This window comes from Curtobacterium flaccumfaciens pv. betae (assembly GCF_026241855.1).
Classification (GTDB): domain Bacteria; phylum Actinomycetota; class Actinomycetes; order Actinomycetales; family Microbacteriaceae; genus Curtobacterium; species Curtobacterium flaccumfaciens.
This window is the reverse complement of sequence record NZ_JAPJDC010000001.1, coordinates 2,635,212-2,658,776: the sequence shown is the minus strand read 5'-3', so window position 1 is coordinate 2,658,776 and position 23,565 is coordinate 2,635,212. Positions and strand designations below refer to the sequence as shown.

Genomic DNA, 23,565 nt, shown 5'->3' with positions numbered 1-23,565 from the left:
CCAGTCCGCCCGCACCGCACGGAGACCGCCGGCGCGTCCCCGGTACCGGCGGCGTGGGTCCGGTCCGTCCGTGACTCAGCCGAGCAGGGACGCGACGTGCGCGACCGCCAGGCGGTAGCCGTCGGCGCCCGCGCCGGCGATGACCGCCGTCGCGGCGGTGGCGACGTGGTCGACGTGGCGGAACGGCTCGCGCTTCCACGTGTTCGACAGGTGCACCTCGACGACGGGGACCCACAGGGCCTCCACCGCGTCGTGCAGCGCGACCGAGGTGTGCGCGTAGGCGGCGGGGTTGATGACGACCGCGGCGAAGTCGTCCAGCGCCTCGTGCAGCCACTCGACCAGCTCGCCCTCGCGGTTCGTCTGGCGGAAGTCGGCCTCGAGCCCGTGCACGGCCGCCTCGGTGTGCACGATCGCCTCGATCTCGGCGAGCGTCACGGTGCCGTACTGCTCCGGGTCGCGGCGCCCGAGGATGTCGAGGTTCGGGCCGTTGAGGACGAGGATGCGCGACGCGTCGGTCATGGGCCGAGCGTAGCGAACCGGGGGAGTGCTGCGCGGCTCGGACGATGCATGCGCTGGCTATGTGAACGGTCACAAATCGGTGTAACGTCTCCGTCCGGGTCGGCAGAGTTGTCGACTGCAACACACTGACGTGGAGATGTGAATGGTTCTCGCTGCAGCGAACGAAGGGATCCGGCTCGACTTGGGCTGGGTCGACTACCTGATGATCATCGTGTACTTCGCGGTCGTCATCGGGATCGGGTTCACCGCCCGCAAGCAGGTCCGGACGAGCATGGACTTCTTCCTGTCCGGGCGCTCGATGCCGGCGTGGATCACGGGCCTGGCGTTCGTGTCCGCGAACCTCGGTGCCACCGAGATCCTCGGCATGGCGGCCAACGGTGCCCAGATCGGCATGGCCACCCTGCACTACTACCTCGTCGGCGCCGTGCCCGCGATGGTGTTCCTCGGCCTCGTGATGATGCCGTTCTACTACGGCTCGAAGGTCCGCTCCGTGCCGGAGTTCATGCTGCGCCGCTTCGGCAAGGCACCGCACCTGGTGAACGCGATCGCGTTCGCGGTGTCGAACGTGCTCATCGCGGGCATCAACCTCTACGCGATGGCCATCGTCATCGAGGCCATGCTCGGCTGGCCGGAGTGGCTGGCGATCATCGTCTCCGCCGGCTTCGTGCTCGTCTACATCACCCTCGGCGGGCTCTCGAGCGCGATCTACAACGAGGTCATGCAGTTCTTCGTGATCATCGCGGGGCTCATCCCGCTGACGATCGTCGGTCTGCACCGCGTCGGCGGCTGGGACGGCCTGTCCAAGGCCATCACCGAGACCCAGGGCGTGCAGCACCTGCAGGCCTGGGCCGGCACCGGCTTCGGCGACGTCACCAACCCGATCGGCGCCAACTGGCTCGCCATCGTGCTCGGCCTGGGCTTCGTGCTCGGGTTCGGCTACTGGACGACGAACTTCACCGAGGTGCAGCGCGCGTTCTCGGCGAAGAACATGTCCGCGGCCCGCCGCACCCCGCTCATCGCCGCGATCCCGAAGCTCTTCATCCCGGCCATCGTCGTGATCCCGGGCCTCATCGCCGCGGCCGTGGTGGGCAACCAGTTCGCCGACGGCACGCTGACCTACAACGACGCGATCCCGAAGCTCATCCAGATGTACCTGCCGACCGGTGTGCTCGGCATCGCGGTGACCGGCCTGCTGGCGTCCTTCATGGCCGGCATGGCGGCGAACGTCTCGTCGTTCAACACCGTCTTCACCTACGACATCTGGCAGCGCTACATCCGCCCGAACATGCCCGACCTGCACTACCTGAAGACCGGCCGCTGGGTCACCGTCGTCGGCGTCGTGGTCGGCATCGCGACCGCGTTCATCGCGGCCCAGGCGTCGAACATCATGACGTACATGCAGACGCTGTTCTCGTTCTTCAACGCACCGCTGTTCGCCGTGTTCATCCTCGGCCTGCTGTGGAAGCGCATGACGACGCAGGGAGCGCTCTGGGGCTACGTCCTCGGCATCGTGACCCCGACGATCACCTGGATCGCCTACCTGGTGAACCCGGACCTGTTCGCCACCGCGACCGCGGAGACCCTGTACGGCGCGATCATCTCGTTCGTCACCGTGCTGGTCGTCGGCTTCGTCGTCTCGATGCTCACCAAGCCGAAGGACGAGAAGGAGCTCGGTGGGCTCGTCTACGGCGTCGGCAAGATCGACCTGCACGGCGACTCGGTCGCGACGGACACTGCCTGGTACCGCTCGCCCGCCCTGCTCGGCACCGTCGCGCTCGTGCTGTGCGTCGTCCTGTACCTCCCGTTCCTCTGATCCGCGAAGGAGACCACTTCTCATGAGTGACACCACCACCCCCGGCGCGATGACCGAGGAGCAGAAGGCAGCCCTCGTCCGCTCCACCCGCCGACTCGACCTGCGCCGCATCCTCGGCGGCCTGTTCGTGCTCTACGGCGTGATCACGACCATCGTCGGGATCGTGCACTGGAACACCGACCCCGAGAAGACCGGCGGCATCCACATCAACCTGTGGGTCGGAATCTCGCTGCTCATCGGCGGCGGCCTGTTCTTCCTCTGGGACCGCCTGAACCCGGTGCCCGCCGAGGACATCATCGGCCAGGCCGAGGCCGAGTCGCACCAGCGTGCCGCGGGCGAGGGACGCGAGCTGGCCTGAGGCCGCTCGGGTCGGGCGTCCCCGGCCTGACACGGAACGACGAAGTCGCTGTCGGACGACAGCGACTTCGTCGTTTCCGGCCTGGGCTGCACACGCCTTGACCGGAGCCGAGCACGGCGGGTAGCATTGATATGTCGATCGGGTGCTGCTCGGTCGAAAGTGAGCCCCGGAGCATCCTGCAGCCAGCGCGGGACCGGGGTTTTGCGCTGTCCGGGCGGTCATTCGGCCCGCACGACCTCCAATCGCACGTGCTCGCTCTCGGCCCCGTGCACGTGCATCCCGCAGGCGATGTCGGCGAGTGACAACAGCGGCTCCAAACCGCCTCGGACGTGTTCGTACTGCAACTCGGCGCCGAGGCCCCGAGCGCGGAGCGATTCCATCATCGACGCATCACCAGCGTCCCGTGCCGGCCCGCGTGACTCGAAGACCACACGACTGACTCCTCGCTGATCGAGCTCCCAAGCGAGACGCTCCAGGCACCGCCTGCGACGGCGTTCCGTCCGGGCCGGTCGACCGGTGTAACGGACGACGACGATGGCGACGGCATGTCGCAGGAGATCGAGCCATGAGAGGCGCTGTTCCCCGAGCGCCTCGTACCAGTGCAGCTTCCGCATGCGCCGAGGGGTCGCCCGTCGAACCGCCTCGCGAGCTTCTTCCTCGCCGTTGATCCGCATGATCACCGCGGCGAGGACGTACGCGGTGTGGTCCCGCCCACCACCCGGTTCTGACTCGTCCACGTAGGCCCGCATCACGCCAGCATATTGTGTACCGGTTGGTTCCCCCACGAAACGGTTGCGCGCTGCTCCAGGTGGGTCCAGGTTGAGCGTGACGAAAGGAACCGCCATGGACACGATGGTCTTCATCAACCTGCCCGTCACGGACCTCGAGCGCTCGAAGGCGTTCTACGAGGCGCTCGGGTACTCGATCAACCCGGCCTTCAGCGACGACACCGCGGCGTGCGTGGTGGTGTCCGAGTCGATCTACGTCATGATCCTGACGACGGCGAAGTTCGCCGAGTTCACCGACAAGACGATCGCCGACGCCGACACGATCGAGGTCATCAACTCGCTCAGCGCCCCGTCGAAGGAGGACGTCCACCGCATCGTCGACGCCGCGGTCGCTGCCGGCGGCGCCGAAGACCGGCCGGAGATGGACCTCGGCTTCATGTACCAGCGGAGCTTCACCGACCCGGACGGACACCGCTGGGAGTACGTGTGGATGGACGAGCAGGCGACGCAGGACGGCCCGCCCGCCGAGTGAGCCGGGCACTGTCGGCGGCGCCCGCCAGGATGGACGCATGAGCACCGAGCCCGTCGACGCCCCGCCCGTGCCCGACCTCGTCACCGGCGACGACGGCCTCGCCCGGCCGGTCTGGGCGTCGTCGGACGAGCTCCTGCGCGAGTACTACGACACCGAGTGGGGCATGCCCGTCCGCGACGAACGCGGGGTGTTCGAGCGGCTCTCGCTCGAGGCGTTCCAGTCCGGTCTGTCGTGGCGCACGATACTCGCGAAACGACCGGCGTTCCGTACCGCCTTCGCCGACTTCGACGCCGACACCGTCGCGGCCTTCGGCGAGGACGACGTCGCACGGCTGATGGCGGACGCCGGGATCGTCCGGAACCGCGCGAAGATCCTCGCCACGATCACCAACGCGAACGCCACGATCGCCCTGCGGCAGGACGGTGGCCTCGCCGACTTCGTGTGGTCGTTCCGGCCGACGACCACGCCCGAACCACGGTCCGCCGCCGAGGTCCCGACGAAGTCGGACGAATCCCTCGCCCTGTCGAAGGCGCTGCGGAAGCGCGGCTTCGCCTTCGTCGGACCGACGACGATGTACGCCCTGATGGAAGCGCTCGGCATCGTCGACACCCACCTGATGGGCAGCCACCGGCGCGGGACCTCCGGCGTCTGGAGCTGACGGGCAATCCAGCGAGAACGGGAACGGGAACGCCGGGACTATGGTCGCGACATGGCCGACGACATCCGGATCGCGTTCCTGCTGTTCCCGCACCTGACCCAGCTCGACCTGACCGGTCCGGCGCAGGTCCTCAGCCGCGTGCCCGGCGCACGCGTCGAGTACGCGGCGGCGACGCTCGACCCGGTGCCGAGCGACTGTGGCCTGTCACTCGTCCCGACGACCACGATGAGCGAAGCCCGAGCGGCGGACGTGCTCGTGGTGCCCGGTGGTGACGGTGCCTTCGACGCGATGCTCGACCCGGACGTCGTGGCCTTCGTGCGGCGCCAGGCCGAGCACGCGACGTGGATCACCTCGGTGTGCACCGGTGCCTTCGTGCTCGGCGCTGCCGGGCTGCTCGCCGGCAGACGCGCGACGACCCACTGGGCCTCGAAGCCGATGCTCGAGGCCTTCGGAGCGCAGCCGGTGGACGCCCGGATCGCCCGGGACGGCGCCGTCGTCACCGCCGCCGGCGTGAGCGCGGGCATCGACATGGCGCTGTGGCTCGCGGCCGAGCTCGCCGGACAGTCCGCGGCCGAGGCGATCCAGTTGCAGATCGAGTACGACCCGCAACCGCCCTTCGACAACGGATCGGCCGAGCGTGCCGACGCCGTCGTCGTCACCCGGGCCCGCGCAGCAGCCGAGGAATCGCGCGGCGCGAGGGTGACCCGCGCCGCCGCAGCCGTCCTGCGCTGACACGGACCTTCGGACGGTCACGAATCCCCGCTGGCCTCCGCCGAGTGGTCACGACACGTCGATCCGGGCGCGGCCAGTCGACACTTCGTGACCGCCCGGGGCCATGCACGCGGGGTGTTGTGACCCGAGCAGCCGCGCTGCCGCCGCGGGCTAGACCAGCGGCTTCCGCATCTGCGCCGACGTCACCTGGTACCCGAGCGCCGCGTAGAGCTCCTGCGCCCCGGTGTTGTAGCCGAACACGTTGAGCCCGATGCTCGTCGCACCGTTCTCAGCGGCGGCGCGGTGCCCGAGTTCGAGTGCCCGCCGCGCGTGCCCGCGGCGCCGGTGCGCCTCGTCGATCTCGACGTTGAACACCCACCAATCGGTGCTGCCCGGCGTGAGCGGTCCGATCCACAGGTACCCGATGACGGTGTCGTCCTGGTCGATGACGTCCCACACGAGGTGCCCGTCGGCGGGAGACCCGCCCGGGAACCAACGGTCCCGCGACTGCTGTTCGTTCGCCTCGGCCTGCTCGCGGGTCTCGCCCGCCTGCATCCGTGACTCGACGTACTCGGCCATCGTGCGCCGGAGCCAGGCCGGGAGGCGCGTGGCCGGCATCAGTGCCAGCCGCGTGTCCGTCATCGGTTGCCCTTGGAGCCCCGGCTCGGCTTGCCGCGCATCTTGCCGCGACCGGGCGTGGGTCCCTTGCCGGTGTTCGACTTCTTGCCGCTGCCGGACTTCCCGCTGCCGGGCGACTTGGCCTTGGCCTTGCCGCCGGCGGAGCCGCCCTTGGAGCCCGGCGCGCCCGACCCGCCCGACCCGCCCGACCCACCGGACGCACCCTTGGCAGCCGACCCGGCCTTGGTGCCGCCACGAGCCGGACGCGAGCCGTCGTCGTCGTCGCGATCCGTGCCTCCCGGCTGGCGCGAACTGTTGGCGGTCCGCCCGCGCACCACGCCGATGAACTCCTCGGTGGTCTCGGTGGTGTCCTCGTCCCGCCAGACCAGCGCGATGCGCGTGCCCTCGGCGTTCATGAGCGGACGACCCACCAGATCCTTGCGGCTGGCGGCGCGGAACAGCGACTGGGGGAGCACGACGACGCCGACGTTCGCCTCGACCAGGTCGAGCGATCCGTCGATGTCGGCCGGAACCGGGCCGGCGTCGATCACGTGGACCTCGGCGTCGGCGAGGTCGACCTCGGCGAGTTCGGCGAGGGGGGAGTCCTTGGGCATCGCGACGACGGCCGTCTCGGTCCAGAGCGGGATGGCGTTGTGCTGCTCGGACACGGGCATGCGTGCGAAGACCATGTCGGCCTCGCCCGCCAGCGTGTCGTCGACGTCGTCGGCGCCGATCGGCCGCAGCCGGAGCTCGACGGAGGGGAAGCGTTCCCGCCAGACACGGGCCCACTTTGCGGGGGAGACCCCCGGCACGAAGGCGATGGTGAGAGCCGCGGTCATGCAGACGAGCATAGGGGCCGTACCCTTGTCCTCATGGCGCAGGAACAGACCATGAAGCCCGAGACGGCTGCGAAGAAGCTCGGCATCTTGCTGACGGCCGCTCCGGAGTCCTTCCAGAGCGCTCCCCTCACGCGGACCGCCTTCGACGAGCTCCGGACCGAACCCCCGACCTGGCTCGAGGACCTCCGACGCGACGGCCCGCACCCGCGACCCGTCGTGGCGCAGAAGCTCGGGATCTCCATCTCCGGCCTGAGCCGTGCGGGGATCGACGACGCACTGACGACGGCGGACATCAAGACGCTGCTCGAGCAGAAGCCCGAGTGGCTCGTCCGCGAGCGTGCGACGCAGGCCGCCGTGCACGCCGAGAACGCCCGCGTGAAGCAGGAGCGCGCCGCCAAGGCCGCTGCCCGCGCCGAGGACTGACCCCACCCCGCACCACTCCGCCGCACCGAGGACGCCCCACGTGCACGAGACCGTCGCCGACGCCATGCTCGTCGTGCCGCAGTTCGCGTCGGTGTGCTGCATCGTCGGTGACCGCTACCGACCGCGCCCGGGCGTGATCGTGCCGGCGGGCGTGATGCTCGTCGCGATGCTCATGCCCGTCGTCGACGCCGGTGCGGTGTGGACCCTGTTCGCCGCGACCCTCCTGCTCCTGCTCGCGCCGTTGCCCGTGATGCGTCGCCGCCGCGCCGACGGTCGCCGCGCGGAGCCGATGGACGTCCACCGCGCGCTCTCCGCCGTCGTGATGGCCGGGATGCTGCTGATGGGTCACGCCTCGGGCGTCGCCGGCGACCACGCCGGGCACGGCATCGCCCTGTCCGCGGTGCTCGGCGCCGGCGTGATCGGCTACTGCGCGTTCAGCGGCTGGCTGCTCCGGTACGAGTGGGGCCGTGAGGACCGGCGGGCCGTCCGCAGCGGCGAGGTCTTCGCGATGACCGTCGCCGTGGTCGGCATGACCCTGGCGATGTAGCGGAGCCCGCGCCGGCGGTCACGGCCCCCGCAGCCGGTCCGTCGAGTCCGTCAGTCGCGCGCGACGCCGTCCGTCCGGGCGTCCGTCGCGTGCGTCACCCGCTGCTTCGCCGCCTGGATCGTGTCCTTCGGCACCGGCGGCACACCCCGCCGGATCCCACGCAGGCCGACGACGAACAGGACAGCGGTCACGATCGCGAACACGACGAACGTGATCCCGGTCGCCGCCCACAGCTGCAGCGCCAGGGCGAGCAGCGCCACCGCGAAGCCAGCCAGCGCGACCAGGGTGGTCACGGCGAACCCGACGGCCACCCCGGTGAGCACCAGCCCGGTCTTCGCACCGCTCGCGCGCTCGCCGATCTCGCGCCGCGCCGAGGCGACCTCGTCGCGCACGGCCCGCAGCACCGGCTCGAGGGCCTTCTGCACGAGTCCCGCGGTCACCGTGTCGCGGAACGACGGCCGTCCGGGAGCGGTGGTGTCGTCGTGGTCGGTGCTGCTCATGGGGTCTCCTGTCCGGGCGCGGCGGTCCGCGTCCCCTGACGGGACGCGACTGGTCCGATGATCGTCACGCCGGCTCGGATGCGCCCGGTGCGTTCCCAGGTTGTGCGACGGACGGGAGGCCCGCCCCGCGTCGACGACGCTGGACGGGCCTCCCGGGTGGTCGGGGCCAGGGCCCTACTCGGTGACCTCCTCGAGGTCGTCGATCCCACGGGCGGCGGCCGCTGCGCGGCGGGCGCGCATCGACGGCGCGGCGAGCGCGGCGAGCACGGCCACGACCGCCACGCCGGTGCACGCCCAGAACCCGATGGTGAACGCGTCGTCGGTCGGCAGTCCCTGCGGCGTGCTGTGCGAGGTGATCAGCGCTGCGATGACGGCGGTGCCGACGCTCGAGCCGATGGTGCGGACGACCGTGTTGGCGCTGATGGCCTCACCGGTCTGGTTCGCGGGGACGCTCTCGATGATCGCGTTCGAGCAGGCGGCGAGGGCCATGCCGATGCCGATGCCGGTCAGGACGCCGGAGGCCACCACCTGCCACAGCTCGGCGTGTGCGATCGCCGGCAGCACGAACGCGGCGACGATGGCGAACCCGCCGATGAGCATCGGCGGCTTCGGGCCGACCTTGCGCACCAGGATGCCCGCGATGGGCCCGGCGACGACCATCATCACGACGGTCGGCAGCAGGAAGAGACCGGCCTGGGTGACGTCCTTGCCGACGCCGTAGCCGAGCGCCGTCGGGAGCTGCAGGAGCGTCGGCACGAGGACGAAGGTGCCGAACATCGCGAACCCGAAGACGAGTGCGACGACGTGGGCGGTCCAGACCCCGCGGACCGCGAAGAGCCGGACGTCGATGAGCGGCTCGGCGACCCGGAGCTCGACCAGGACGAACACGACCAGTGCGACGGCGCCGAGGACCAGCAGGCCGATGGTCTTGCCGTCGCCCCAGCCCCAGGTCTCGCCCTCGCTGACGGCGAGCAGGATCGCGACGAGCGACACCGCCAGGACGAACGTGCCGGCCATGTCCAGGCGGCCGGGCTTCCGCACCGGGGACTCCGGCATGCCGAAGACGGCGCCGAGCAGTGCGATGACGACGAGCACGGCGGGGAGCCAGAACAGCCAGTGCCAGGACAGGTGCTCGACGATGGGTCCGGCGGCGACGATGCCGACACCGGCACCGATGCCGAAGATCGCGGACAGCAGGCCGATCGTGACGCTGACCTTCTCCTTCGGCAGCTCGTCACGCACGATGCCGATCGACAGCGGCATCACGGCTCCGGCGGCACCCTGCAGCGCGCGCCCGACGATCAGGACGCCGAGGTTCGGTGCGAGGGCGGCGAGCACGGCGCCGACGAGCAGGATCGACAGCACCACGATCAGGACCTTGCGCTTGCCGATCATGTCGCCGAGGCGACCGAGGATCGGCGTGAGCACCGAGGCGGAGAGCAGGTAGGCGGTGAGCACCCAGCTCGTCGCACTGGTGGAGGCGCCGAGGTCCTGCCCGATGGTCGACAGTGCCGGGGCGACGAGCGACTGCAGGACGGCGAAGGACAGGCCGCCGAGGGACAGGTAGACGATGATCGCCGTGCTGTTCGGCCGGCGTCCGTCCGTGGTGGGGTGCGAGCCGGTCCGTGGGCTCCGCATGGTGTCGGTCATCGTGCTCCGTGTCGTCGTGGTCGTCGATGTAAACAATTGCTGACATGACGAGCGTACGCGCTCGGGTGAGCATGTCAACGCTTGCTTACATCCCTGTGAGGACCGATAGGCTGCGCTCCATGAGCAAGGACGCCGCGGCCACCCGACTCCTGCTCGTGCAGGCCGCCCGGCGTCGGTTCGCCTTCGACGGGTACCGCGGGACGACGGTGCGCGACATCGCCGGGGACGCCGGGGTGAACGTGGCCCTCATCAACCGGTACTTCGGCTCGAAGGAGGGGCTCTTCCGCGCCTGCCTCGACCGGGTCGTCCGCGACCTGGGGGCAGAGGAGACGAGCCAGCAGGGACTCGAACGGGCGCTGACCGGGATCATCACGCACATCGTGCGCGCCCCGACCGACGATGACTCCCTGCAGCTCATGCTCCTGCTCCGGTCCTCCGGCGACGACGGTGCCGATGCCATCCGCCGGGAGACGCTGCGCCGGTACGCCGAACGGCTCGCGGGCACGGTCGGCGGCGCGGGGTCCGAGGAACTGCTCGTCCGTGCCGAGATCGCGCTGGCGGTGGTGCTCGGGATGTCGATGCTCCGTCAGTCCACCGCGGTGGAACCGCTGGCATCCGCCGACGACGCCGTCGTGTCGGCCGCGCTCGAGGACGCCCTCCGCGCCCTGCTCGCGCCGCCGCGGTAGCGTCGAGCCGTGTCCGACCGTCCCGCACGTCGCCCCGACCCCGCTCCGCGCCTCGACGAGGTCGACGAGCGCATCCTCTGGACCCTGTCGGCCGACGCCCGGATCCCGAACAACCGGCTCGCCGCCGCCGTCGGCATCGCGCCGTCGACCTGCCTGGCACGGGTCCGCGCGCTCGAGGACGCCGGGGTGATCCGCGGCTACCGGGCCGAGGTGGACGTCGCCCGGCTCGGGTTCTCGATCGAGGCGATGGTGTCCGTCCGGGTGCACGCCGCGGCCCGCCACGAACTGCGGGACTTCGCCAAGCGCCTGCTGCGGGTGCCCGTCGTGCAGGACGTGTCGTTCCTGGCGGGGGACAAGGACTTCCTCGTGCACATCGCGTGCGAGTCGACCGAGCAGCTCCGCGACTTCGTCGCCGACGAACTGAGCGGCGACCCCTCGGTGGCGACGACGCAGACGAACATCGTGTTCGAACGCCTCGTCGCCGACCGGGCCACCCAGGGCCGCTCGTTCGACGAACTGCGGCGCTGGCGGGCGTGACGCGCGGAAGCCCGGATCAGCGCTTCCGGGTCATCGGGATGTGCGGGATGCGGTCCTCCAGGTACTCGTCCCCCGAGCGCACGAAGCCGAAGCGGCCGTACCACTGCTCCAGGTGCGACTGGGCACCGAGGGCGATGCTCGGCGAGCGGGACTCGGCGATCGCGGCCTCCATGAGCTGCGCGCCGAGTCCCTGGCCGCGGGCGTGCTTCGCGGTGGCGACCCGGCCGATGCGCTCGGTGCCGTCGGGCTCGCGGAGCAGGCGGAGCGTCGCGTCCACCGAACCGTTGCCGGCCCAGAACTGCACGGTGCCCGGCTCGAGGTCACGGCCGTCGATGTCGCCGTACGCGGCCTCCTGCTCGACGACGAAGACGTCCTGGCGGAGCCGCAGGATCTCGTGCAGCGTGACGATGTCCAGGTTGCGGGTCGGAGCGTTGAAGATCGAGACCACGGACGGCCCTTCCTGAGAATTTCTTCCGAAACAGGGTGTGTTCCGGACCGGATCGGCGTACATTGCCGGTCAACCACTCTACGTGCGCAGCCGAGATCAGGAGGTGAGCGCATGGACCACCGGTTGCGCGCACCCTGGCGCGCCGCACTCCGCATCGTCCTGCTGGGCGTCGGGACCCTCGCCGCCCTCGTGCTGCTGTCCCTGCTGCTCGGCGCGCGACCGGCCTCCGCCGCGACGACCTCGGCCGTACCGACCGAGCAGCGCGGCCTCGTCGGCGGCGTCGTGGACGGCGTCGGTGGCACCGTGCAGGGCGTGACCGGGGAGGTCGGCAAGGTCGTCGGCGGCGTGACGGCTCCCGTCCGAAAGGCCGTGGCGCCCGCACCCGCGCCCGCACCTGCACCTGCTCCTGCTGCGCCCGCTCCGGCCCCCGCGCCCGCTCCGGCCCCCGCGCCCGCACCCGCTCAGGTGCCCGCGGCACCCGCACCTGCCGCGGCCCCCGCCGCGCCGTCGAGCCCCGCTCCGGTCGCGACCACCCCGGCTGCCGCGCCCACCACGACCGCCCCCGCGGCCGGCCCGGCCACGCGCCCGGTGCGACAGGTCGTCGACCAGGTGACCAGTGCCTCCCGGCCGGTCACCGACACCGTCGCGAACGTCCTGCGCCCCGTCACCGGCACCGTGGAACGCGTCTCCGACACGCGCCCCGTGACCGCCGTCGTCGACACCGTCGACGACGTGGTCGGCAGCGTCCCGGTGGTCGGCACGGTCCTCGGTGACGACACCCTCGGCACCGTCACCGGCCCGGTCACGGGCCTCGTCGACGACACGCTCGGCTCGGTCGGCACGACCGTGGGCACCGTCCCCGACGTGGTCGGGGGCGTCGTCCCGTCCGTCGGCGGCACCCTGCCAGGAGGCACGGCCCCCGTCGTCGACGTCCCCGCGCTCCCGGTGGGCGGCGGTTCGAACCCGTCCGCCGGGCCCGTCCCGTCGGTGCCGGTCGCGAACGCCCCCGTCCGGCCCGGAACGGTCCCCGCGCAGGGCACCTCGGCGCCCGCACGCGCCGTCGCCGCCGATGCCCTGGGCCACCGCTCTGCCGGGCTCCGCCCGTCGGAGCCGGTCGTCGCAGTCGCCACGACGGTCACGGTCGGCCCGCTCGCCGCGGCCGTCGAGGCGCAGGACGCGACCCTCGGTGGGCGCGCGCTGCTCGTCCCCGCGGACGGCGAGGGCCACGGGCTCCCGTTCGACGGAGCCGACGCCGGTGTGCTCGGCGGCAGTGCCTCCTCGACCTCCGGCGGCGCAGCAGCCGTCGGCATCGTCGGCTCGACCGACGACATCGTCTCCCTCGCCGCGGGGTCTCGCGGCACGCTCTCCGACGACGCGGTCCCCGCATCCGTCGTCGGCGAGCACGACGTCGCCCCTGACTGAGATCGGTGCGCCTGTCCGCCACGGCAGGCACGCACACATCCCGGCTGCGTCCGCGGTCGGTGACGATCTCGATCAGGGAGTACGACCATGAACAAGTACGTCTCCAGAGGGCTCTGGTTCGCCCTCTTCGTCGGCGGGCTCACGCTCGGCGGCACGGCTGCGGCGAACGCGGCCACGACATCCGGTGCCGACGGCATCGTCTCGGGCACCCAGGTGGCCCCCGCCGTGGACGCCCCGGTGTCCCTCGGCAGCAACGCGATCGCCGTGCTCGGCGACGCAGTGTCGACGGCGACTGGGTCCACGCCCGCCGCTCCGGCTCCGGCTCCGGCCACGACCGCTCCTTCCCCCAGCACCTCGGGCGAGGACGGCACGCTCTCGGGCACCCAGGTGGTGCCGGACGTCGCGGCACCGGTGACGGTGGGCGGCAACGCCGTGGCCGTCGCCGGTGACGCCGTCTCGGCCGCCGCACCCGCGGCAGCTCCGACGCCTGCAGCATCGGCTCCGGCTCCGGCACCGGCGCCTGCTGCTCCTGCTCCTGCCGCTCCGGCTCCTGCCGCTCCGGCTCCTGCCGCTCCGGCTCCGAGCACCTCGGGCGAGGACGGCACGGCTTCCGGCACCCAGGTCGCCCCGACCGTGACCGTCCCCGTGACGGTGGCCGGCAACGGGATCGGCGTCCTCGGCGACGGCACCTCGACGTCGACCGCCCCGGCGGCGACCACTCCGGCGCCGGCTGCCGAAGCACCGTCGGCACCCAGCACCTCGGGCACCGACGGACTGCTCTCCGGCACCCAGGTGACCGGCCTGGTCGACGTCCCGGTGACGATCGGTGGCAACGGCATCGGCGTCCTCGGTGACGGGACCTCGACGGGCACGACGCCTGCCGCGGGCACGGGTACCGGGACCGGGACTGCACCGGCGGCCGGTGGTTCGACCTCGGGTTCGGACGGCACGGCCTCGGGCACGCAGGTGTCCCCGGTGGTCTCGATCCCGGTCACGGTCGCGGACAACGGCATCGGACTGCTCGGGACGGGCACCGCGACGGGCACGACGCCCGCCGCGGGCACGGGCACTGGGACTGCTCCGGCGGCCGGTGGTTCGACCTCGGGTTCGGACGGCACGGCCTCGGGCACGCAGGTGTCCCCGGTCGTCGACGTCCCGGTGACGATCGGTGGCAACGGCATCGGCGTCCTCGGCGACGGCACGAGCACCGGCGGCACGACGGCTCCGGCCACCGGCACCACGACCCCGACGACCGGCGGTTCGACCTCCGGCGACGGCGGCCTGCTCTCCGGCACCCAGGTCACCCCGGTGATCAGCCTGCCGATCACCATCGGCGGCAACGGGATCGGCATCGTCGGTGACGGCACCAGCACCACCCCCGGCACCGGCACCGGTACGGACCCCGGTACCGACCCGGGCACCGACCCCGGTACCGACCCCGGTACCGACCCCGGTACCGACCCCGGTACCGACCCGGGCACCGACCCGGGCACCGACCCGGGCACCGACCCGGGAACCGTCCCCACCGACGGGACGGGCACCGACACCGGCACCACGCCCGGCACGGCGACCATCCCGGTCGGCGTGGTCGGCGTCGTCGAGCCGACCCGGGCCTCCACGGCGGGTGTGGTGACCACCACGACCGCTGCCACCGGCGGGGTCCGGGCGAGCGCCGTGACCGTCGCGCCAGCCGCCGCGGCCGGTGACGGCCAGCCGGAGCTCGCCTACACGGGAGCCGGCTCGCCGGTCCTGCCGGCCGGGTTCGCGCTCCTGCTGCTCCTCGCCGGAGCGGGCACGCTCATGCTCCGTCGCCGGCACTGACCGGCGGGTGACCGAGGGGCGTCACACCGTGGCGCCCCTCGGTCACCATGCCCGGGGGAGACGCCCGGTTACGACGGCGCTGACACCGTGGCGCGGCCGTCAGCGGCCTGGGGTATCGTTCGACTACGCAAGCGCTCCGGGGTCGGTGTAATTCCGAGCCGGTGGTGACAGTCCACGAACTGATGACGGGTGCGAACCCGACAGAGGTTGACCCGGTGGGATTCCGGGACCGACGGTGAAAGTCCGGATGGGAGGCGCGCTGGGCGGACAGGACGACCCCACGACCCGTGGGGTGCGACCCGTCCGTCGATGCCGACGATCGTCGAACGCCCCCGGAGTCCCGTTGAGAGGACACCAGTGTTCACCGGCATCATCGAGGAACTCGGCACCGTCACCGCCGTCGAGCAGCAGGGCGACTCCGTCGCGCTCACCGTGCACGGCCCCGTCGTCGTGCAGGACGCCCGGCACGGCGACTCGATCGCGACGAGTGGTGTCTGCCTGACCGTCGTCGAGCAGACCCCCGAGACCTTCACCGCCTTCGTCATGAAGCAGACCCTCGACATGAGCGCCCACGGCGCACTCCGGGTGGGGGACCGCCTGAACCTCGAGCGCGCCGCCTCGGTGGGCGACCGCCTGGGCGGGCACATCGTGCAGGGTCACATCGACGGCACCGCCACCGTGCTCGAGACGGCCGACGGTGACGGCTGGCGGCGCGTGCGGTTCTCGCTCGCGCCGGCGCTCAGCCCGCTCGTGGTCGACAAGGGTTCCGTCGCGCTCGACGGCGTCTCGCTCACGGTCAGCGCGGTCTCGCCCGAGGACACCGCGCCCGACGCGGCCTGGTTCGAGGTGAGCCTGATCCCCGAGACGCTCGAGGCGACGACGCTCGGGCTCCGCGTGCCGGGGGACCGGGTGAACGTCGAGACCGACGTCCTGGCCCGGCACGTCCGCCGCATGCTGCGGCTCGACGCCGCGGCGCAGTCGCTCGAGACCGTCGGATCGGAGGCCCGGTGATGGTCGCCGAGGTCGGTGCCGCCCCGCAGGCACTCGGGTTGTCGAGCATCGAGACCGCGATCGCGTCGATCGCGGCCGGTCGCCCGGTGATCGTCGTCGACGACGAGGACCGCGAGAACGAGGGCGACGTCATCCTGTCCGCCGAGCTCGCCTCGCCGGAGTGGATCGCGTGGACCGTGGCGCACTCGTCCGGGTTCATCTGCGCGCCGGTCAGCACCGAGATCGCCGACGCCCTCGACCTGCCGCCGATGGTGGCGCACAACGAGGACGTCCGCGGTACGGCCTACACGGTCACCGTCGACGCCGCCGTCGGCGTGACCACGGGCATCAGCGCCCACGACCGCGCCCGCACCCTGCGGGTCCTCGCCGACCCGACCTCGGTGCGCGACGACCTGCACCGCCCCGGACATGTGGTGCCCCTGCGTGCACGACCGGGTGGGGTCCGCGAGCGCGCCGGGCACACCGAAGCAGCGATCGAGCTCGTCACCGCGGCCGGACTCCGGCCCGCTGCGGCGATCTGCGAGATCGTCGACGAGGACGGCAGCATGATGCGGCTGCCGGCACTCGTCGGACTCGGGGCACGCGAGGGCGTGCCCGTCATCACCATCGCCGCGCTCGCCGAGTGGCTGGACGCGGCAGACCGGGCGGCGGCAGCGACCGCAGCGCCCACGGAAGGAACGACACGATGAGCGGAGCAGGCGCGGCGGACCGCGACCAGGTCGACGGCACCGGGATCCGGGTGGCCATCATCGCCGGACAGTGGCACGACACGATCGCGGCGGGCCTGCTGGCCGGGGCGCAGCGCGAGGTCGAGCGGCTCGGGGCGACGGCCGACGTCATCCCCGTCCCCGGCAGCTTCGAGCTGCCCGTGGTCGCGAAGACCGCGCTCGAGGCCGGTTTCGACGCGGCGGTCGCGCTCGGCGTGATCATCCGCGGTGGCACCCCGCACTTCGAGTACGTGTCGGGCGCGGCGACGAGCGGCCTGACGCAGGTCGCGATCGACACCGGCAAGCCCGTCGGGTTCGGTGTGCTCACGCTGGACGACGAGCAGCAGGGACTCGACCGCGCCGGACTGCCCGACTCCAAGGAGGACAAGGGCGCCGAGGCCGCACACGCGGCGATCAGCACCGCGGTGACGCTGCGGTCCCTGCGCGTCCTGGTCTGAGGCGCCGGACACCCCACACAGAACGGCCCCGCACCGGTGAGGTGCGGGGCCGTTCTGTGCTAGCTGGTCAGTGCTTGCTGGTGAGTGCTTGCTGATCAGCGTTGCTGGTCTGTGCTTGCTGGTCAGCGCTTGCCGAACACGTGGATCGGCAGGAAGAAGGAGAGGCTCATCAGGAGCACGCCAGCCATGAAGACGAAGGCCTGGCCCGACTCCACCTGGAAGGCGAACCCGAACAGGTACATCGACACCAGCAGCAGCAGGATCGAGAAAACAGCGGCGATGACGCGGCCCACGGGATACCTCCGGGTGTCGACGAGTGGATCGTTCCCCAGTCTATCCCCAGCCGGAGGTGTGCCGGTTCACGCTCCCGGTCGCGTCGCGATCAGACGGTCGACGACGGTGAGCAGGGTCTCCATGTCGACGCTGCCCCGCTTCGGTCGCACCTCGCTCGCGGCACCGAGTGAGGCCTGGTGGTACAGCCCGTCGCCGAGGAGCTTGACGGCCTGCGCGGTCGGCTCGTCGCCGAGGGCGTCGACGAGGGTCGCGAGCCAGGCGTTCTCGGTGTCGTCGAGGGTCCGTCCGGCCTCTTCGTAACCGGCCTGCTGCAGGCGGCTCGCGGCGAGCAGGGCGAGGTCCAGCTCGCTGCCGACGAACAGGCAGTTGCGGACGAAGTAGCGCGCGGCGCCGTCCTCGGCCTCCTGCATGCGCTCGACGTCGATCGCGGACAGGTCCGACAGCCGTTCGCAGAGCCCCTCGACCAGGGCGGCCTTGGAGCCGAAGTGGTAGAGCAGCCCGCCCTTCGAGACACCGGCGCGCGCGGCGACGGCGTCGAGCGTGGCGGGACGCTCGCCTTCCTCGCACACGATGGCGACGAAGCTGTCGAGGACACGGTCGCGGGCACTGGCCATGCCGAGAGTCTAGGAGCAGTTCCGGGGGGCGCGGACGCCAGCTCCTCCGTGGTCGCCGTGAACGCTCACGAAATGCCGCGGGACCATTGCTCATCGTTCCCGCACCGGCTAGCGTCGAGCCGACCGTGAAGGTTCACGAGACGACAAGGATCCGCATGTCAGCGCAGACGGCGAACACCGCCACCACCCCGACCTCGACCACCACCGACCGCCCCGGGTGGGCCGTCCTCGGCCCCGGCAGCATCGCCCGACGCTTCCTCTCGCAGCTGCCCGCCAGCGGGGGTGTCCTGGTCGCGGCCGGCAGTTCGTCCGCCGAGCGGGCGCAGGGCTTCGCCGACGAGGCCGCCGGGTTCGGGTTCGCGGACGTGACCGCCGGGACCTACGACGAGGTCCTCGCCGACCCGCGGGTGGACGCCGTCTACGTGTCGACCGTGCACACCGGGCACGCCCGACTCGTGCTCGCCGCACTCGAGGCCGGCAAGGCGGTCCTCTGCGAGAAGCCCCTCGCCGTGAACCACGGCACCGCGATGGCGCTCACCGACGCCGCACGCCAGGCCGGCCTGCCGCTCGTCGAGGCGTTCATGTACCGCTTCCACCCGCAGACCGCGGCGCTGCTCGAGCTGATCCGCGACGGCGTGATCGGCGACGTGACCCACGTCGACGCCTCGTTCGCCTTCCGGACGGGCGAGCGCACCGGTCGCCTGTTCGACGTCGACACCGCCGGCGGCGGGATCCTCGACGTCGGCGGGTACCCGGTGACGATGGCCGCGGCGATCGTGCAGGCCGCCACCGGGGTCGCCGTCGCCGAGCCGGTGGACCTCACCGCCACGGGCACGCTCGGGCCGACCGGGGTCGACGAGTGGACGGTCGCGCAGCTCACCTACAAGGGCGGGACCACGGCGACGGTCCGGACCGGCGTCTTCGTGCAGGACGACAACGCCGTGTCGGTGTACGGCTCGCGCGGTCGCATCGTGCTCACCGACCCGTGGACCCTCGGCGACGACCCCACCATCGAGATCCACACCGTCGACGAACCCCCTCGCTCGCTGTCGTTCGCGGGTGAGCACCCCTACGCCCGAGAAGCCGACGCCACCACCGACGCCCTGCGTGCCGGCGGGGTCGAAGCGGCGCAGATGACCATCGACGAGACCCTCGCCACGGCCCGCACGCTCGACAGGTGGCGCGCGGCGATCGGCCTGCGTTACCCCTTCGAAGCCGAGACCGCCGACATCCCGACGGTGTCCGGCCGACCGCTCACCGTGCAGGACGGCAACCCGATGCGCTACGGCGAGGTGCCGGGCGTCGGCAAGCGGATGTCCCGCCTGGTGATGGGTGTCGACAACCAGCCCGACCTGGCACACGCCAGCGCGATCTTCGACCTGTTCGTCGAGCAGGGCGGCAACGTGTTCGACACCGGGTACATCTACGGCGGCGGGGTGCTCGAGGGCAGGCTCGGCAGGTGGATCCAGAACCGGGGGATCCGCGAGGACGTGGTCGTCATCACGAAGGGCGCCCACACCCCGCACTGTGACCCGGAGTCGATCACCCGGCAGCTGCTCGAGAGCCTCGAGCGCCAGGGAACCGACTACGCGGACGTCTACATGATGCACCGCGACAACCCCGACATCCCGGTGGGGGAGTTCGTCGACGTGCTCGACGAGCACCGCCGAGCCGGGCGCATCCGGGTGTACGGCGGCTCGAACTGGACGCCCGCACGGTTCGACGAGGCGAACGCCTACGCACGGGCCAACGGCAAGCACGAGTTCGAGGTGCTCAGCAACCACTTCGGTCTCGCCGAGGCGTACGACGTGCCGTGGGACGGCTGCGAACACGCGACCGATGCGGCATCGAAGGCCTGGCTCGAGGAACGCCAGGTCCCGCTGCTGCCGTGGTCGTCGCAGGCCCGCGGGTTCTTCACCGGCCGCGCGACGCCCGAGGACACCAGCGACGCCGAACTCGTCCGCTGCTACTACTCGGACGACAACTTCGAGCGGCTCCGGCGTGCGCGCGAACTCGGCGAGCAGTTCGGTGTCCCCGCGACGGCGATCGCGCTGGCGTACGTGCTCAACCAGCCGTTCCCGACGTTCCCGCTCTTCGGACCCCGTACGATCGCGGAGGCCCGGTCGTCCATGACCGGCCTCTCCGTCGACCTCTCCCCGGAACAGGTGGCATGGCTGGACCTCCGCGCCTGACCCCGGGCGGCCGCGCGACGATCATCGACGTCGCCGCGGCCGCCGGGGTGTCCCGGCAGACCGTCACCCGCGCGATGAACGGCATGTCCGGCATCAGCGCGGCGACCAAGGACCGCGTGCTCCAGGCCGCGGCTGCGCTCGACTACCGTCCGTCACGGTTCGGCCGCGGGCTCGTCACGGGTGGCGACCACCAGCTCGGGCTCGTCGTCAACGACCTGCGGAACCCCTACGCACCGGCACTCGCCTCCGCGGTGCTCGGCCTGGCCGCCGCCCGCGGGTGGAACGTCATGCTCGCCGACGTCGGGCTCGCGAGCGACTCGGACCGGATGGTGGAGTCCCTCGGTGCCCAGACCGACGTTGTGATCGGCTACCTCGGGTCCCGTGCGCCGGAGTGGATCGAACGGCTCGGCTCGGTCCCGGTCGTCGAACTCGACCCCTCGGGGCCGGTGACCCGCGCCGCGGTCCGGATCGACCCGACCGCCGCGATCGAGGACCTCGCCGACCACCTCGTCGACGTCGGGGTGAAGCACCCCGTCGTGCTCGACGCCGCTGCCGACGGCGTGCCGAGCCAGCGCGGGGAGCACATGGTCGCGGCACTCCGGCGTCGCGGGTACCTGCCCGACCTCGTCGTCGCGTCCGCACCCACCGCCGAGGCCGGCGCCGGACAGACCGAGCGGATCCTCGCCGAGCACCGGCGGGTGGACGCGGTCCTGGCGTTCAACGACGTGCTGGCCCTCGGCGTGCTGTCAGCCTGCCGTCGTGCCGGTGTCGACGTCCCCGGTGACGTCCGCGTGGTCGGCGTCGACGGCCTGCCGCTCGGGACGCTCGTCGCACCGACGCTCACCACGCTGGCCGTCGACCTCGACGAGGTCGCGGGCCAGGCCCTCGACCTGGCGCTCGGCATGCTCGCGGGCGAGCTGCCGCGCTCGGGCGAGGCCGTCGAGCGCACGGTGCGCCACCGGTTGCTGCTCCGCGAATCGGCGTAGGCCCGACGACGCGACCAGTGGACCGACGCAAGGCCCGTGGCGGGACCGCCACGGGCCTCCCGGCCGTCGTCAGTTGCATTTGCAACCAAAACCGTCCGGACGGTACACTAACGGAGTCCTGACGGGGCGCGTGTCCATCCCGCGTCCCGTCTCGTCTGCCCCACGTACCACCCGCCGTCGACCTGGTCCGGCTCGAAGTCCCAGGAGTCCGCCGTGTCCGCACTGCTCACCAGCCCCGTCGCCACCCGCGTCACCGGGAGCCGCGCCCGACGGTTCCTGGCGCTCGCCGTGCTCATGCTGCCGGTCCTGCTGATTTCGGTCGACAACACCATCCTGAGCTTCGCGCTGCCGTCGATCAGCCGCGCGCTGAACCCGGACGCCACCACGCAGCTCTGGATCGTGGACGCGTACCCGCTGGTGCTCGCCGGCCTGCTCGTCGTGATGGGCAGCATCGGTGACCGCATCGGTCGACGGCGGATCCTGGTGATCGGCGCGACCGGCTTCGCACTGTTCTCGGTGGCCGCGGCCTTCGCGACCGACGCCTGGATGCTCGTCGCGGCCCGGATCGCGATGGGCGTGTTCGGCGCGATGCTCATGCCGGCCACGCTCTCGATCATCCGCAACGTGTTCGTGGACGCGGGGGAGCGGCGGATGGCGCTCGCCGTCTGGTCGACGATGTTCGCCGCCGGCAACGCGCTCGGCCCGCTCGTCGGCGGCGCGCTGCTCGCGCACTTCCACTGGGGCAGCGTGTTCCTCGTCGCGGTGCCGATCCTCGTGCTCATGCTCGTCGGCGTGCCGTTCTGCGTGCCGGAGTCCCGCGACCCGATGCCCGGGCCGGTCGACCTGCCGAGCATGTTCCTGTCCCTCGGCGCGCTCGCACCCATCGCGTGGGCCATCAAGTCGGTCGTGCACCCCGAGGAGCGCGGCCTCGCGATCGCCATGCTCGCGGTCGGTGTCGTGTGCGGCATCGCGTTCGTCCGTCGGCAGCTGCGGTCCCGCACGCCGATGCTCGACCTGCGGCTGTTCCGCAGCACGGCCTTCACGGGCAGTGTGCTGATGAACCTGGCGGCGATGTTCTCGCTCACCGGGTTCCTGTTCTTCATCGCCCAGCACCTGCAGCTCGTGGCGGGGCTCGACCCGTTCGCATCCGGCGTGGTGCTCATCCCGGGTTCGGTCCTGACCATCGTCGCCGGGCTCGCGGTCGTGCCGATCGTGGCGCGTGTCGCCCCGCGCTGGGTCGTGTCGGTCGCGCTGCTGTTCTCGGCGGCGGCGTACGCCCTCGTCGCGGTCCTCGGACACCACGCCTCCATCGCCGCCCTGGCGTTCGCGTTCGTGCTGCTCGGCATCGGGATCGGGGCGTCCGAGACGGTGACGAACGACCTCATCATCTCGACGGCTCCGGCGGACAAGGCGGGTGCGGCGTCGGCGATGTCCGAGACGGCGTACGAGATCGGGGCCGTGCTCGGGACCGCGGTGCTCGGCACGATCCTGGCGACGACCTACCGGGCGCACGTCGTGGTGCCCGACGGGCTGTCCTCGGCGGCGCACGTCGCGGCGCAGGAGACCCTCGGCGGGGCGGTCGCCGCGGCGGGGCAGCTCGGCGGCAGCGCCGGGCAGGTGCTGCTCGAGTCGGCGCGGGCGGCCTTCGACTCCGGCGTGACGATCACGGCGGGCGTCGCCGCGGTGCTCATGGTGGTGGCGGCCGTGGGTGCGCTCGTCATGCTCAAGCGCCGCTGAGCGGCCGCGCTGCACTGCGGGCGCACTGCGGGCGCGAGCTGCGCTTCGTGAGCTGCGCTTCGTGAGCAGGAATGGTCGGGTCGCCGTGCGTGACCCGACCATTCCTGCTCACGAAGTGCCACCGCGGCGCGCCCGGCCGCGCCCGAACCTGTGAATCGTTGACCTCAACCAGGGTTCAGGTCATACGTTGGGTGACAGCCGCCGAGTGACGGCAGCCCCTCCCGAAGGAACGACCACGATCACCATGCCCGACGAAGCACCGGCATCCATCGCCGACGCGTACAAGTCCGCCTTCCGCGGGCACCCTGCCGGCGTCGCCGTCATCACGGCCGAAGGCCCGGACGGACCGACCGGCCTCACCGCCTCGAGCGTCGCGAGCGTGGCCGTCGACCCGCCCGTGCTGGTCTTCTCGCTCTCGACGAACTCCGGCTCGGCCGGGGTCGTGCTCGGTGCGCCGTTGTTCGTCGTGCACCTGGTCGACTCCCTCGGGGTCGCACTCGCCAAGCGCTTCGCGTCGACCGGCAGCCCGGCCGCCGACGACCCGATCTGGGGCACCCTGCCGTCCGGCGACCGCTACCTGCCGAGTGCGGCGAGTGCGCTCCGCTGCCGACCGCTGTCGACGACGCCCATCGGCAGCTCGACCGTCGTCGTGGCCGAGGTGCTCGACATCATCGTCGGTGCCGACCGCGGCGAGCCGCTGGTCTACCACAACCGGGAATTCCACTCCCTCACCGATCGTTCCCGGCTCTCGTGAGC

General features: G+C 71.8%; 27 protein-coding genes and 1 riboswitch. Of the genes, 18 read left to right on the top strand and 9 right to left on the bottom strand.

Annotation, left to right across the window (positions count from 1 at the left end):
* Nucleotides 1–75: 75 nt before the first annotated feature.
* The gene (aroQ, locus tag ORG17_RS12475) at nucleotides 76–519 is read right to left on the bottom strand and encodes a type II 3-dehydroquinate dehydratase (protein ID WP_027466301.1); all 444 of its coding nucleotides are present in this window, start codon (nucleotides 517–519) and stop codon (nucleotides 76–78) included.
* A 142-nt stretch (nucleotides 520–661) separates the two neighbouring features.
* On the opposite strand from aroQ, the gene ORG17_RS12470 reads away from it, so the two are divergent.
* A complete protein-coding gene (locus tag ORG17_RS12470) occupies nucleotides 662–2,332 on the top strand; it encodes a sodium:solute symporter family protein (RefSeq protein ID WP_071405106.1) in 1,671 nt (556 codons plus the stop codon).
* A gap of 22 nt (nucleotides 2,333–2,354) precedes the next feature.
* Nucleotides 2,355–2,690 (top strand): hypothetical protein, encoded by a 336-nt coding sequence (locus ORG17_RS12465; protein WP_071247515.1) that lies wholly within the window; start codon nucleotides 2,355–2,357, stop codon nucleotides 2,688–2,690.
* 218 nt (nucleotides 2,691–2,908) lie between these two features.
* Here ORG17_RS12465 and ORG17_RS12460 read toward each other — a convergent pair whose 3' ends face one another.
* Nucleotides 2,909–3,553, bottom strand: a complete 645-nt coding sequence (locus ORG17_RS12460; RefSeq protein ID WP_214526038.1) for a hypothetical protein — start codon at nucleotides 3,551–3,553, stop codon at nucleotides 2,909–2,911.
* On the opposite strand from ORG17_RS12460, the gene ORG17_RS12455 reads away from it, so the two are divergent.
* From ORG17_RS12455 to ORG17_RS12445, 3 genes are read left to right on the top strand one after another with little or no spacing between them, the layout of a single operon-like run.
* A complete protein-coding gene (locus ORG17_RS12455; RefSeq protein ID WP_214526037.1) occupies nucleotides 3,534–3,950 on the top strand; it encodes a VOC family protein in 417 nt (138 codons plus the stop codon). The two genes, ORG17_RS12460 and ORG17_RS12455, sit on opposite strands and share 20 nt — an antisense overlap.
* A 37-nt stretch (nucleotides 3,951–3,987) precedes the next feature.
* Nucleotides 3,988–4,608, top strand: a complete 621-nt coding sequence (locus ORG17_RS12450; RefSeq protein WP_214522265.1) for a DNA-3-methyladenine glycosylase I — start codon at nucleotides 3,988–3,990, stop codon at nucleotides 4,606–4,608.
* Nucleotides 4,609–4,659: 51 nt separating this feature from the next.
* The gene (locus ORG17_RS12445; protein ID WP_214526036.1) at nucleotides 4,660–5,340 is read left to right on the top strand and encodes a DJ-1/PfpI family protein; all 681 of its coding nucleotides are present in this window, start codon (nucleotides 4,660–4,662) and stop codon (nucleotides 5,338–5,340) included.
* Nucleotides 5,341–5,490: 150 nt separating this feature from the next.
* Here ORG17_RS12445 and ORG17_RS12440 read toward each other — a convergent pair whose 3' ends face one another.
* Entirely contained in the window at nucleotides 5,491–5,961 is a 471-nt protein-coding gene (locus ORG17_RS12440; RefSeq protein ID WP_214526035.1) for a GNAT family N-acetyltransferase, read from the bottom strand.
* Entirely contained in the window at nucleotides 5,958–6,776 is an 819-nt protein-coding gene (locus ORG17_RS12435) for a LysR family transcriptional regulator substrate-binding protein (protein ID WP_214526034.1), read from the bottom strand. The genes ORG17_RS12440 and ORG17_RS12435 overlap by 4 nt, the downstream gene beginning before the upstream one ends.
* Nucleotides 6,777–6,809: 33 nt before the next feature.
* On the opposite strand from ORG17_RS12435, the gene ORG17_RS12430 reads away from it, so the two are divergent.
* Complete coding sequence (locus ORG17_RS12430) at nucleotides 6,810–7,199, top strand: DUF5997 family protein (protein ID WP_017888549.1); 390 nt, start codon at nucleotides 6,810–6,812, stop codon at nucleotides 7,197–7,199.
* A gap of 40 nt (nucleotides 7,200–7,239) precedes the next feature.
* Nucleotides 7,240–7,746 (top strand): hypothetical protein, encoded by a 507-nt coding sequence (locus tag ORG17_RS12425; protein ID WP_017888550.1) that lies wholly within the window; start codon nucleotides 7,240–7,242, stop codon nucleotides 7,744–7,746.
* 50 nt (nucleotides 7,747–7,796) lie between these two features.
* On the opposite strand, the gene ORG17_RS12420 is transcribed toward ORG17_RS12425, so the two are convergent.
* Together ORG17_RS12420 and ORG17_RS12415 are read right to left on the bottom strand one after the other, a co-directional pair.
* Complete coding sequence (locus ORG17_RS12420; protein WP_214526033.1) at nucleotides 7,797–8,246, bottom strand: phage holin family protein; 450 nt, start codon at nucleotides 8,244–8,246, stop codon at nucleotides 7,797–7,799.
* 174 nt (nucleotides 8,247–8,420) lie between these two features.
* A complete protein-coding gene (locus ORG17_RS12415; RefSeq protein WP_214526032.1) occupies nucleotides 8,421–9,896 on the bottom strand; it encodes an MFS transporter in 1,476 nt (491 codons plus the stop codon).
* Between the two features lie 119 nt (nucleotides 9,897–10,015).
* On the opposite strand from ORG17_RS12415, the gene ORG17_RS12410 reads away from it, so the two are divergent.
* Both ORG17_RS12410 and ORG17_RS18380 read left to right on the top strand, forming a co-directional pair.
* The gene (locus tag ORG17_RS12410; RefSeq protein WP_027466311.1) at nucleotides 10,016–10,582 is read left to right on the top strand and encodes a TetR/AcrR family transcriptional regulator; all 567 of its coding nucleotides are present in this window, start codon (nucleotides 10,016–10,018) and stop codon (nucleotides 10,580–10,582) included.
* Between the two features lie 9 nt (nucleotides 10,583–10,591).
* Complete coding sequence (locus ORG17_RS18380; protein ID WP_027466312.1) at nucleotides 10,592–11,119, top strand: Lrp/AsnC family transcriptional regulator; 528 nt, start codon at nucleotides 10,592–10,594, stop codon at nucleotides 11,117–11,119.
* Between the two features lie 16 nt (nucleotides 11,120–11,135).
* On the opposite strand, the gene ORG17_RS12400 is transcribed toward ORG17_RS18380, so the two are convergent.
* The gene (locus ORG17_RS12400; protein ID WP_027466313.1) at nucleotides 11,136–11,567 is read right to left on the bottom strand and encodes a GNAT family N-acetyltransferase; all 432 of its coding nucleotides are present in this window, start codon (nucleotides 11,565–11,567) and stop codon (nucleotides 11,136–11,138) included.
* 111 nt (nucleotides 11,568–11,678) lie between these two features.
* Here ORG17_RS12400 and ORG17_RS12395 point away from each other — a divergent pair, with 111 nt between their 5' ends.
* From ORG17_RS12395 to ribH, 5 genes are all read left to right on the top strand, one after another.
* Nucleotides 11,679–12,989, top strand: coding sequence for a hypothetical protein (locus tag ORG17_RS12395; protein ID WP_214526031.1), 1,311 nt, complete (start codon nucleotides 11,679–11,681; stop codon nucleotides 12,987–12,989).
* An 87-nt stretch (nucleotides 12,990–13,076) separates the two neighbouring features.
* Nucleotides 13,077–14,810 (top strand): hypothetical protein, encoded by a 1,734-nt coding sequence (locus tag ORG17_RS12390; protein WP_214526030.1) that lies wholly within the window; start codon nucleotides 13,077–13,079, stop codon nucleotides 14,808–14,810.
* Between the two features lie 128 nt (nucleotides 14,811–14,938).
* A riboswitch (FMN riboswitch) is annotated at nucleotides 14,939–15,073 on the top strand.
* 94 nt (nucleotides 15,074–15,167) lie between these two features.
* Complete coding sequence (locus tag ORG17_RS12385; protein ID WP_110895334.1) at nucleotides 15,168–15,821, top strand: riboflavin synthase; 654 nt, start codon at nucleotides 15,168–15,170, stop codon at nucleotides 15,819–15,821.
* Nucleotides 15,821–16,510: a 3,4-dihydroxy-2-butanone-4-phosphate synthase gene (gene ribB / locus ORG17_RS12380; protein WP_138803879.1), complete on the top strand. Its 690-nt coding sequence runs from the start codon at nucleotides 15,821–15,823 to the stop codon at nucleotides 16,508–16,510. The genes ORG17_RS12385 and ribB overlap by 1 nt, the downstream gene beginning before the upstream one ends.
* Nucleotides 16,507–16,986: a 6,7-dimethyl-8-ribityllumazine synthase gene (gene ribH / locus ORG17_RS12375; RefSeq protein ID WP_027466317.1), complete on the top strand. Its 480-nt coding sequence runs from the start codon at nucleotides 16,507–16,509 to the stop codon at nucleotides 16,984–16,986. Before ribB ends, ribH begins: the two co-directional genes overlap by 4 nt.
* Before the next feature lie 122 nt (nucleotides 16,987–17,108).
* Here the strand turns inward: ribH and ORG17_RS12370 are convergent, their stop codons facing one another.
* Nucleotides 17,109–17,279, bottom strand: a complete 171-nt coding sequence (locus ORG17_RS12370) for a hypothetical protein (RefSeq protein WP_017888559.1) — start codon at nucleotides 17,277–17,279, stop codon at nucleotides 17,109–17,111.
* A gap of 66 nt (nucleotides 17,280–17,345) precedes the next feature.
* Nucleotides 17,346–17,894: a TetR/AcrR family transcriptional regulator gene (locus ORG17_RS12365; protein WP_027466318.1), complete on the bottom strand. Its 549-nt coding sequence runs from the start codon at nucleotides 17,892–17,894 to the stop codon at nucleotides 17,346–17,348.
* Nucleotides 17,895–18,049: 155 nt separating this feature from the next.
* Between ORG17_RS12365 and ORG17_RS12360 the strand changes: the two genes are divergently transcribed.
* The 4 genes from ORG17_RS12360 to ORG17_RS12345 all read left to right on the top strand — a co-directional run bounded on the left by ORG17_RS12360 (nucleotide 18,050) and on the right by ORG17_RS12345 (nucleotide 23,563).
* Nucleotides 18,050–20,086 carry an aldo/keto reductase gene (locus ORG17_RS12360; protein WP_214526029.1) on the top strand — a complete coding sequence of 679 codons (2,037 nt, stop codon included), beginning with the start codon at nucleotides 18,050–18,052 and terminating at the stop codon, nucleotides 20,084–20,086.
* Nucleotides 20,065–21,072, top strand: coding sequence for a LacI family DNA-binding transcriptional regulator (locus tag ORG17_RS12355; protein WP_111056217.1), 1,008 nt, complete (start codon nucleotides 20,065–20,067; stop codon nucleotides 21,070–21,072). Before ORG17_RS12360 ends, ORG17_RS12355 begins: the two co-directional genes overlap by 22 nt.
* A 213-nt stretch (nucleotides 21,073–21,285) precedes the next feature.
* Nucleotides 21,286–22,809 (top strand): MFS transporter, encoded by a 1,524-nt coding sequence (locus tag ORG17_RS12350; RefSeq protein WP_176709115.1) that lies wholly within the window; start codon nucleotides 21,286–21,288, stop codon nucleotides 22,807–22,809.
* A 244-nt stretch (nucleotides 22,810–23,053) separates the two neighbouring features.
* The gene (locus tag ORG17_RS12345; RefSeq protein ID WP_214526028.1) at nucleotides 23,054–23,563 is read left to right on the top strand and encodes a flavin reductase family protein; all 510 of its coding nucleotides are present in this window, start codon (nucleotides 23,054–23,056) and stop codon (nucleotides 23,561–23,563) included.
* Nucleotides 23,564–23,565 lie beyond the last annotated feature (2 nt).

What these genes read in the sequence shown, in the direction of transcription:
- aroQ (WP_027466301.1), bottom strand. Translation starts at nt 519, where the DNA reads ATGACCGACGCGTCGCGCATCCTCGTCCTCAACGGCCCGAACCTCGAC.
- ORG17_RS12470 (WP_071405106.1), top strand. Translation starts at nt 662, where the DNA reads ATGGTTCTCGCTGCAGCGAACGAAGGGATCCGGCTCGACTTGGGCTGG.
- ORG17_RS12465 (WP_071247515.1), top strand. Translation starts at nt 2,355, where the DNA reads ATGAGTGACACCACCACCCCCGGCGCGATGACCGAGGAGCAGAAGGCA.
- ORG17_RS12455 (WP_214526037.1), top strand. Translation starts at nt 3,534, where the DNA reads ATGGACACGATGGTCTTCATCAACCTGCCCGTCACGGACCTCGAGCGC.
- ORG17_RS12460 (WP_214526038.1), bottom strand. Translation starts at nt 3,553, where the DNA reads ATGAAGACCATCGTGTCCATGGCGGTTCCTTTCGTCACGCTCAACCTG.
- ORG17_RS12450 (WP_214522265.1), top strand. Translation starts at nt 3,988, where the DNA reads ATGAGCACCGAGCCCGTCGACGCCCCGCCCGTGCCCGACCTCGTCACC.
- ORG17_RS12445 (WP_214526036.1), top strand. Translation starts at nt 4,660, where the DNA reads ATGGCCGACGACATCCGGATCGCGTTCCTGCTGTTCCCGCACCTGACC.
- ORG17_RS12440 (WP_214526035.1), bottom strand. Translation starts at nt 5,961, where the DNA reads ATGACGGACACGCGGCTGGCACTGATGCCGGCCACGCGCCTCCCGGCC.
- ORG17_RS12435 (WP_214526034.1), bottom strand. Translation starts at nt 6,776, where the DNA reads ATGACCGCGGCTCTCACCATCGCCTTCGTGCCGGGGGTCTCCCCCGCA.
- ORG17_RS12430 (WP_017888549.1), top strand. Translation starts at nt 6,810, where the DNA reads ATGGCGCAGGAACAGACCATGAAGCCCGAGACGGCTGCGAAGAAGCTC.
- ORG17_RS12420 (WP_214526033.1), bottom strand. Translation starts at nt 8,246, where the DNA reads ATGAGCAGCACCGACCACGACGACACCACCGCTCCCGGACGGCCGTCG.
- ORG17_RS12415 (WP_214526032.1), bottom strand. Translation starts at nt 9,896, where the DNA reads ATGACCGACACCATGCGGAGCCCACGGACCGGCTCGCACCCCACCACG.
- ORG17_RS12410 (WP_027466311.1), top strand. Translation starts at nt 10,016, where the DNA reads ATGAGCAAGGACGCCGCGGCCACCCGACTCCTGCTCGTGCAGGCCGCC.
- ORG17_RS12395 (WP_214526031.1), top strand. Translation starts at nt 11,679, where the DNA reads ATGGACCACCGGTTGCGCGCACCCTGGCGCGCCGCACTCCGCATCGTC.
- ORG17_RS12390 (WP_214526030.1), top strand. Translation starts at nt 13,077, where the DNA reads ATGAACAAGTACGTCTCCAGAGGGCTCTGGTTCGCCCTCTTCGTCGGC.
- ribB (WP_138803879.1), top strand. Translation starts at nt 15,821, where the DNA reads ATGGTCGCCGAGGTCGGTGCCGCCCCGCAGGCACTCGGGTTGTCGAGC.
- ribH (WP_027466317.1), top strand. Translation starts at nt 16,507, where the DNA reads ATGAGCGGAGCAGGCGCGGCGGACCGCGACCAGGTCGACGGCACCGGG.
- ORG17_RS12365 (WP_027466318.1), bottom strand. Translation starts at nt 17,894, where the DNA reads ATGGCCAGTGCCCGCGACCGTGTCCTCGACAGCTTCGTCGCCATCGTG.
- ORG17_RS12360 (WP_214526029.1), top strand. Translation starts at nt 18,050, where the DNA reads ATGTCAGCGCAGACGGCGAACACCGCCACCACCCCGACCTCGACCACC.
- ORG17_RS12355 (WP_111056217.1), top strand. Translation starts at nt 20,065, where the DNA reads ATGGCTGGACCTCCGCGCCTGACCCCGGGCGGCCGCGCGACGATCATC.
- ORG17_RS12345 (WP_214526028.1), top strand. Translation starts at nt 23,054, where the DNA reads ATGCCCGACGAAGCACCGGCATCCATCGCCGACGCGTACAAGTCCGCC.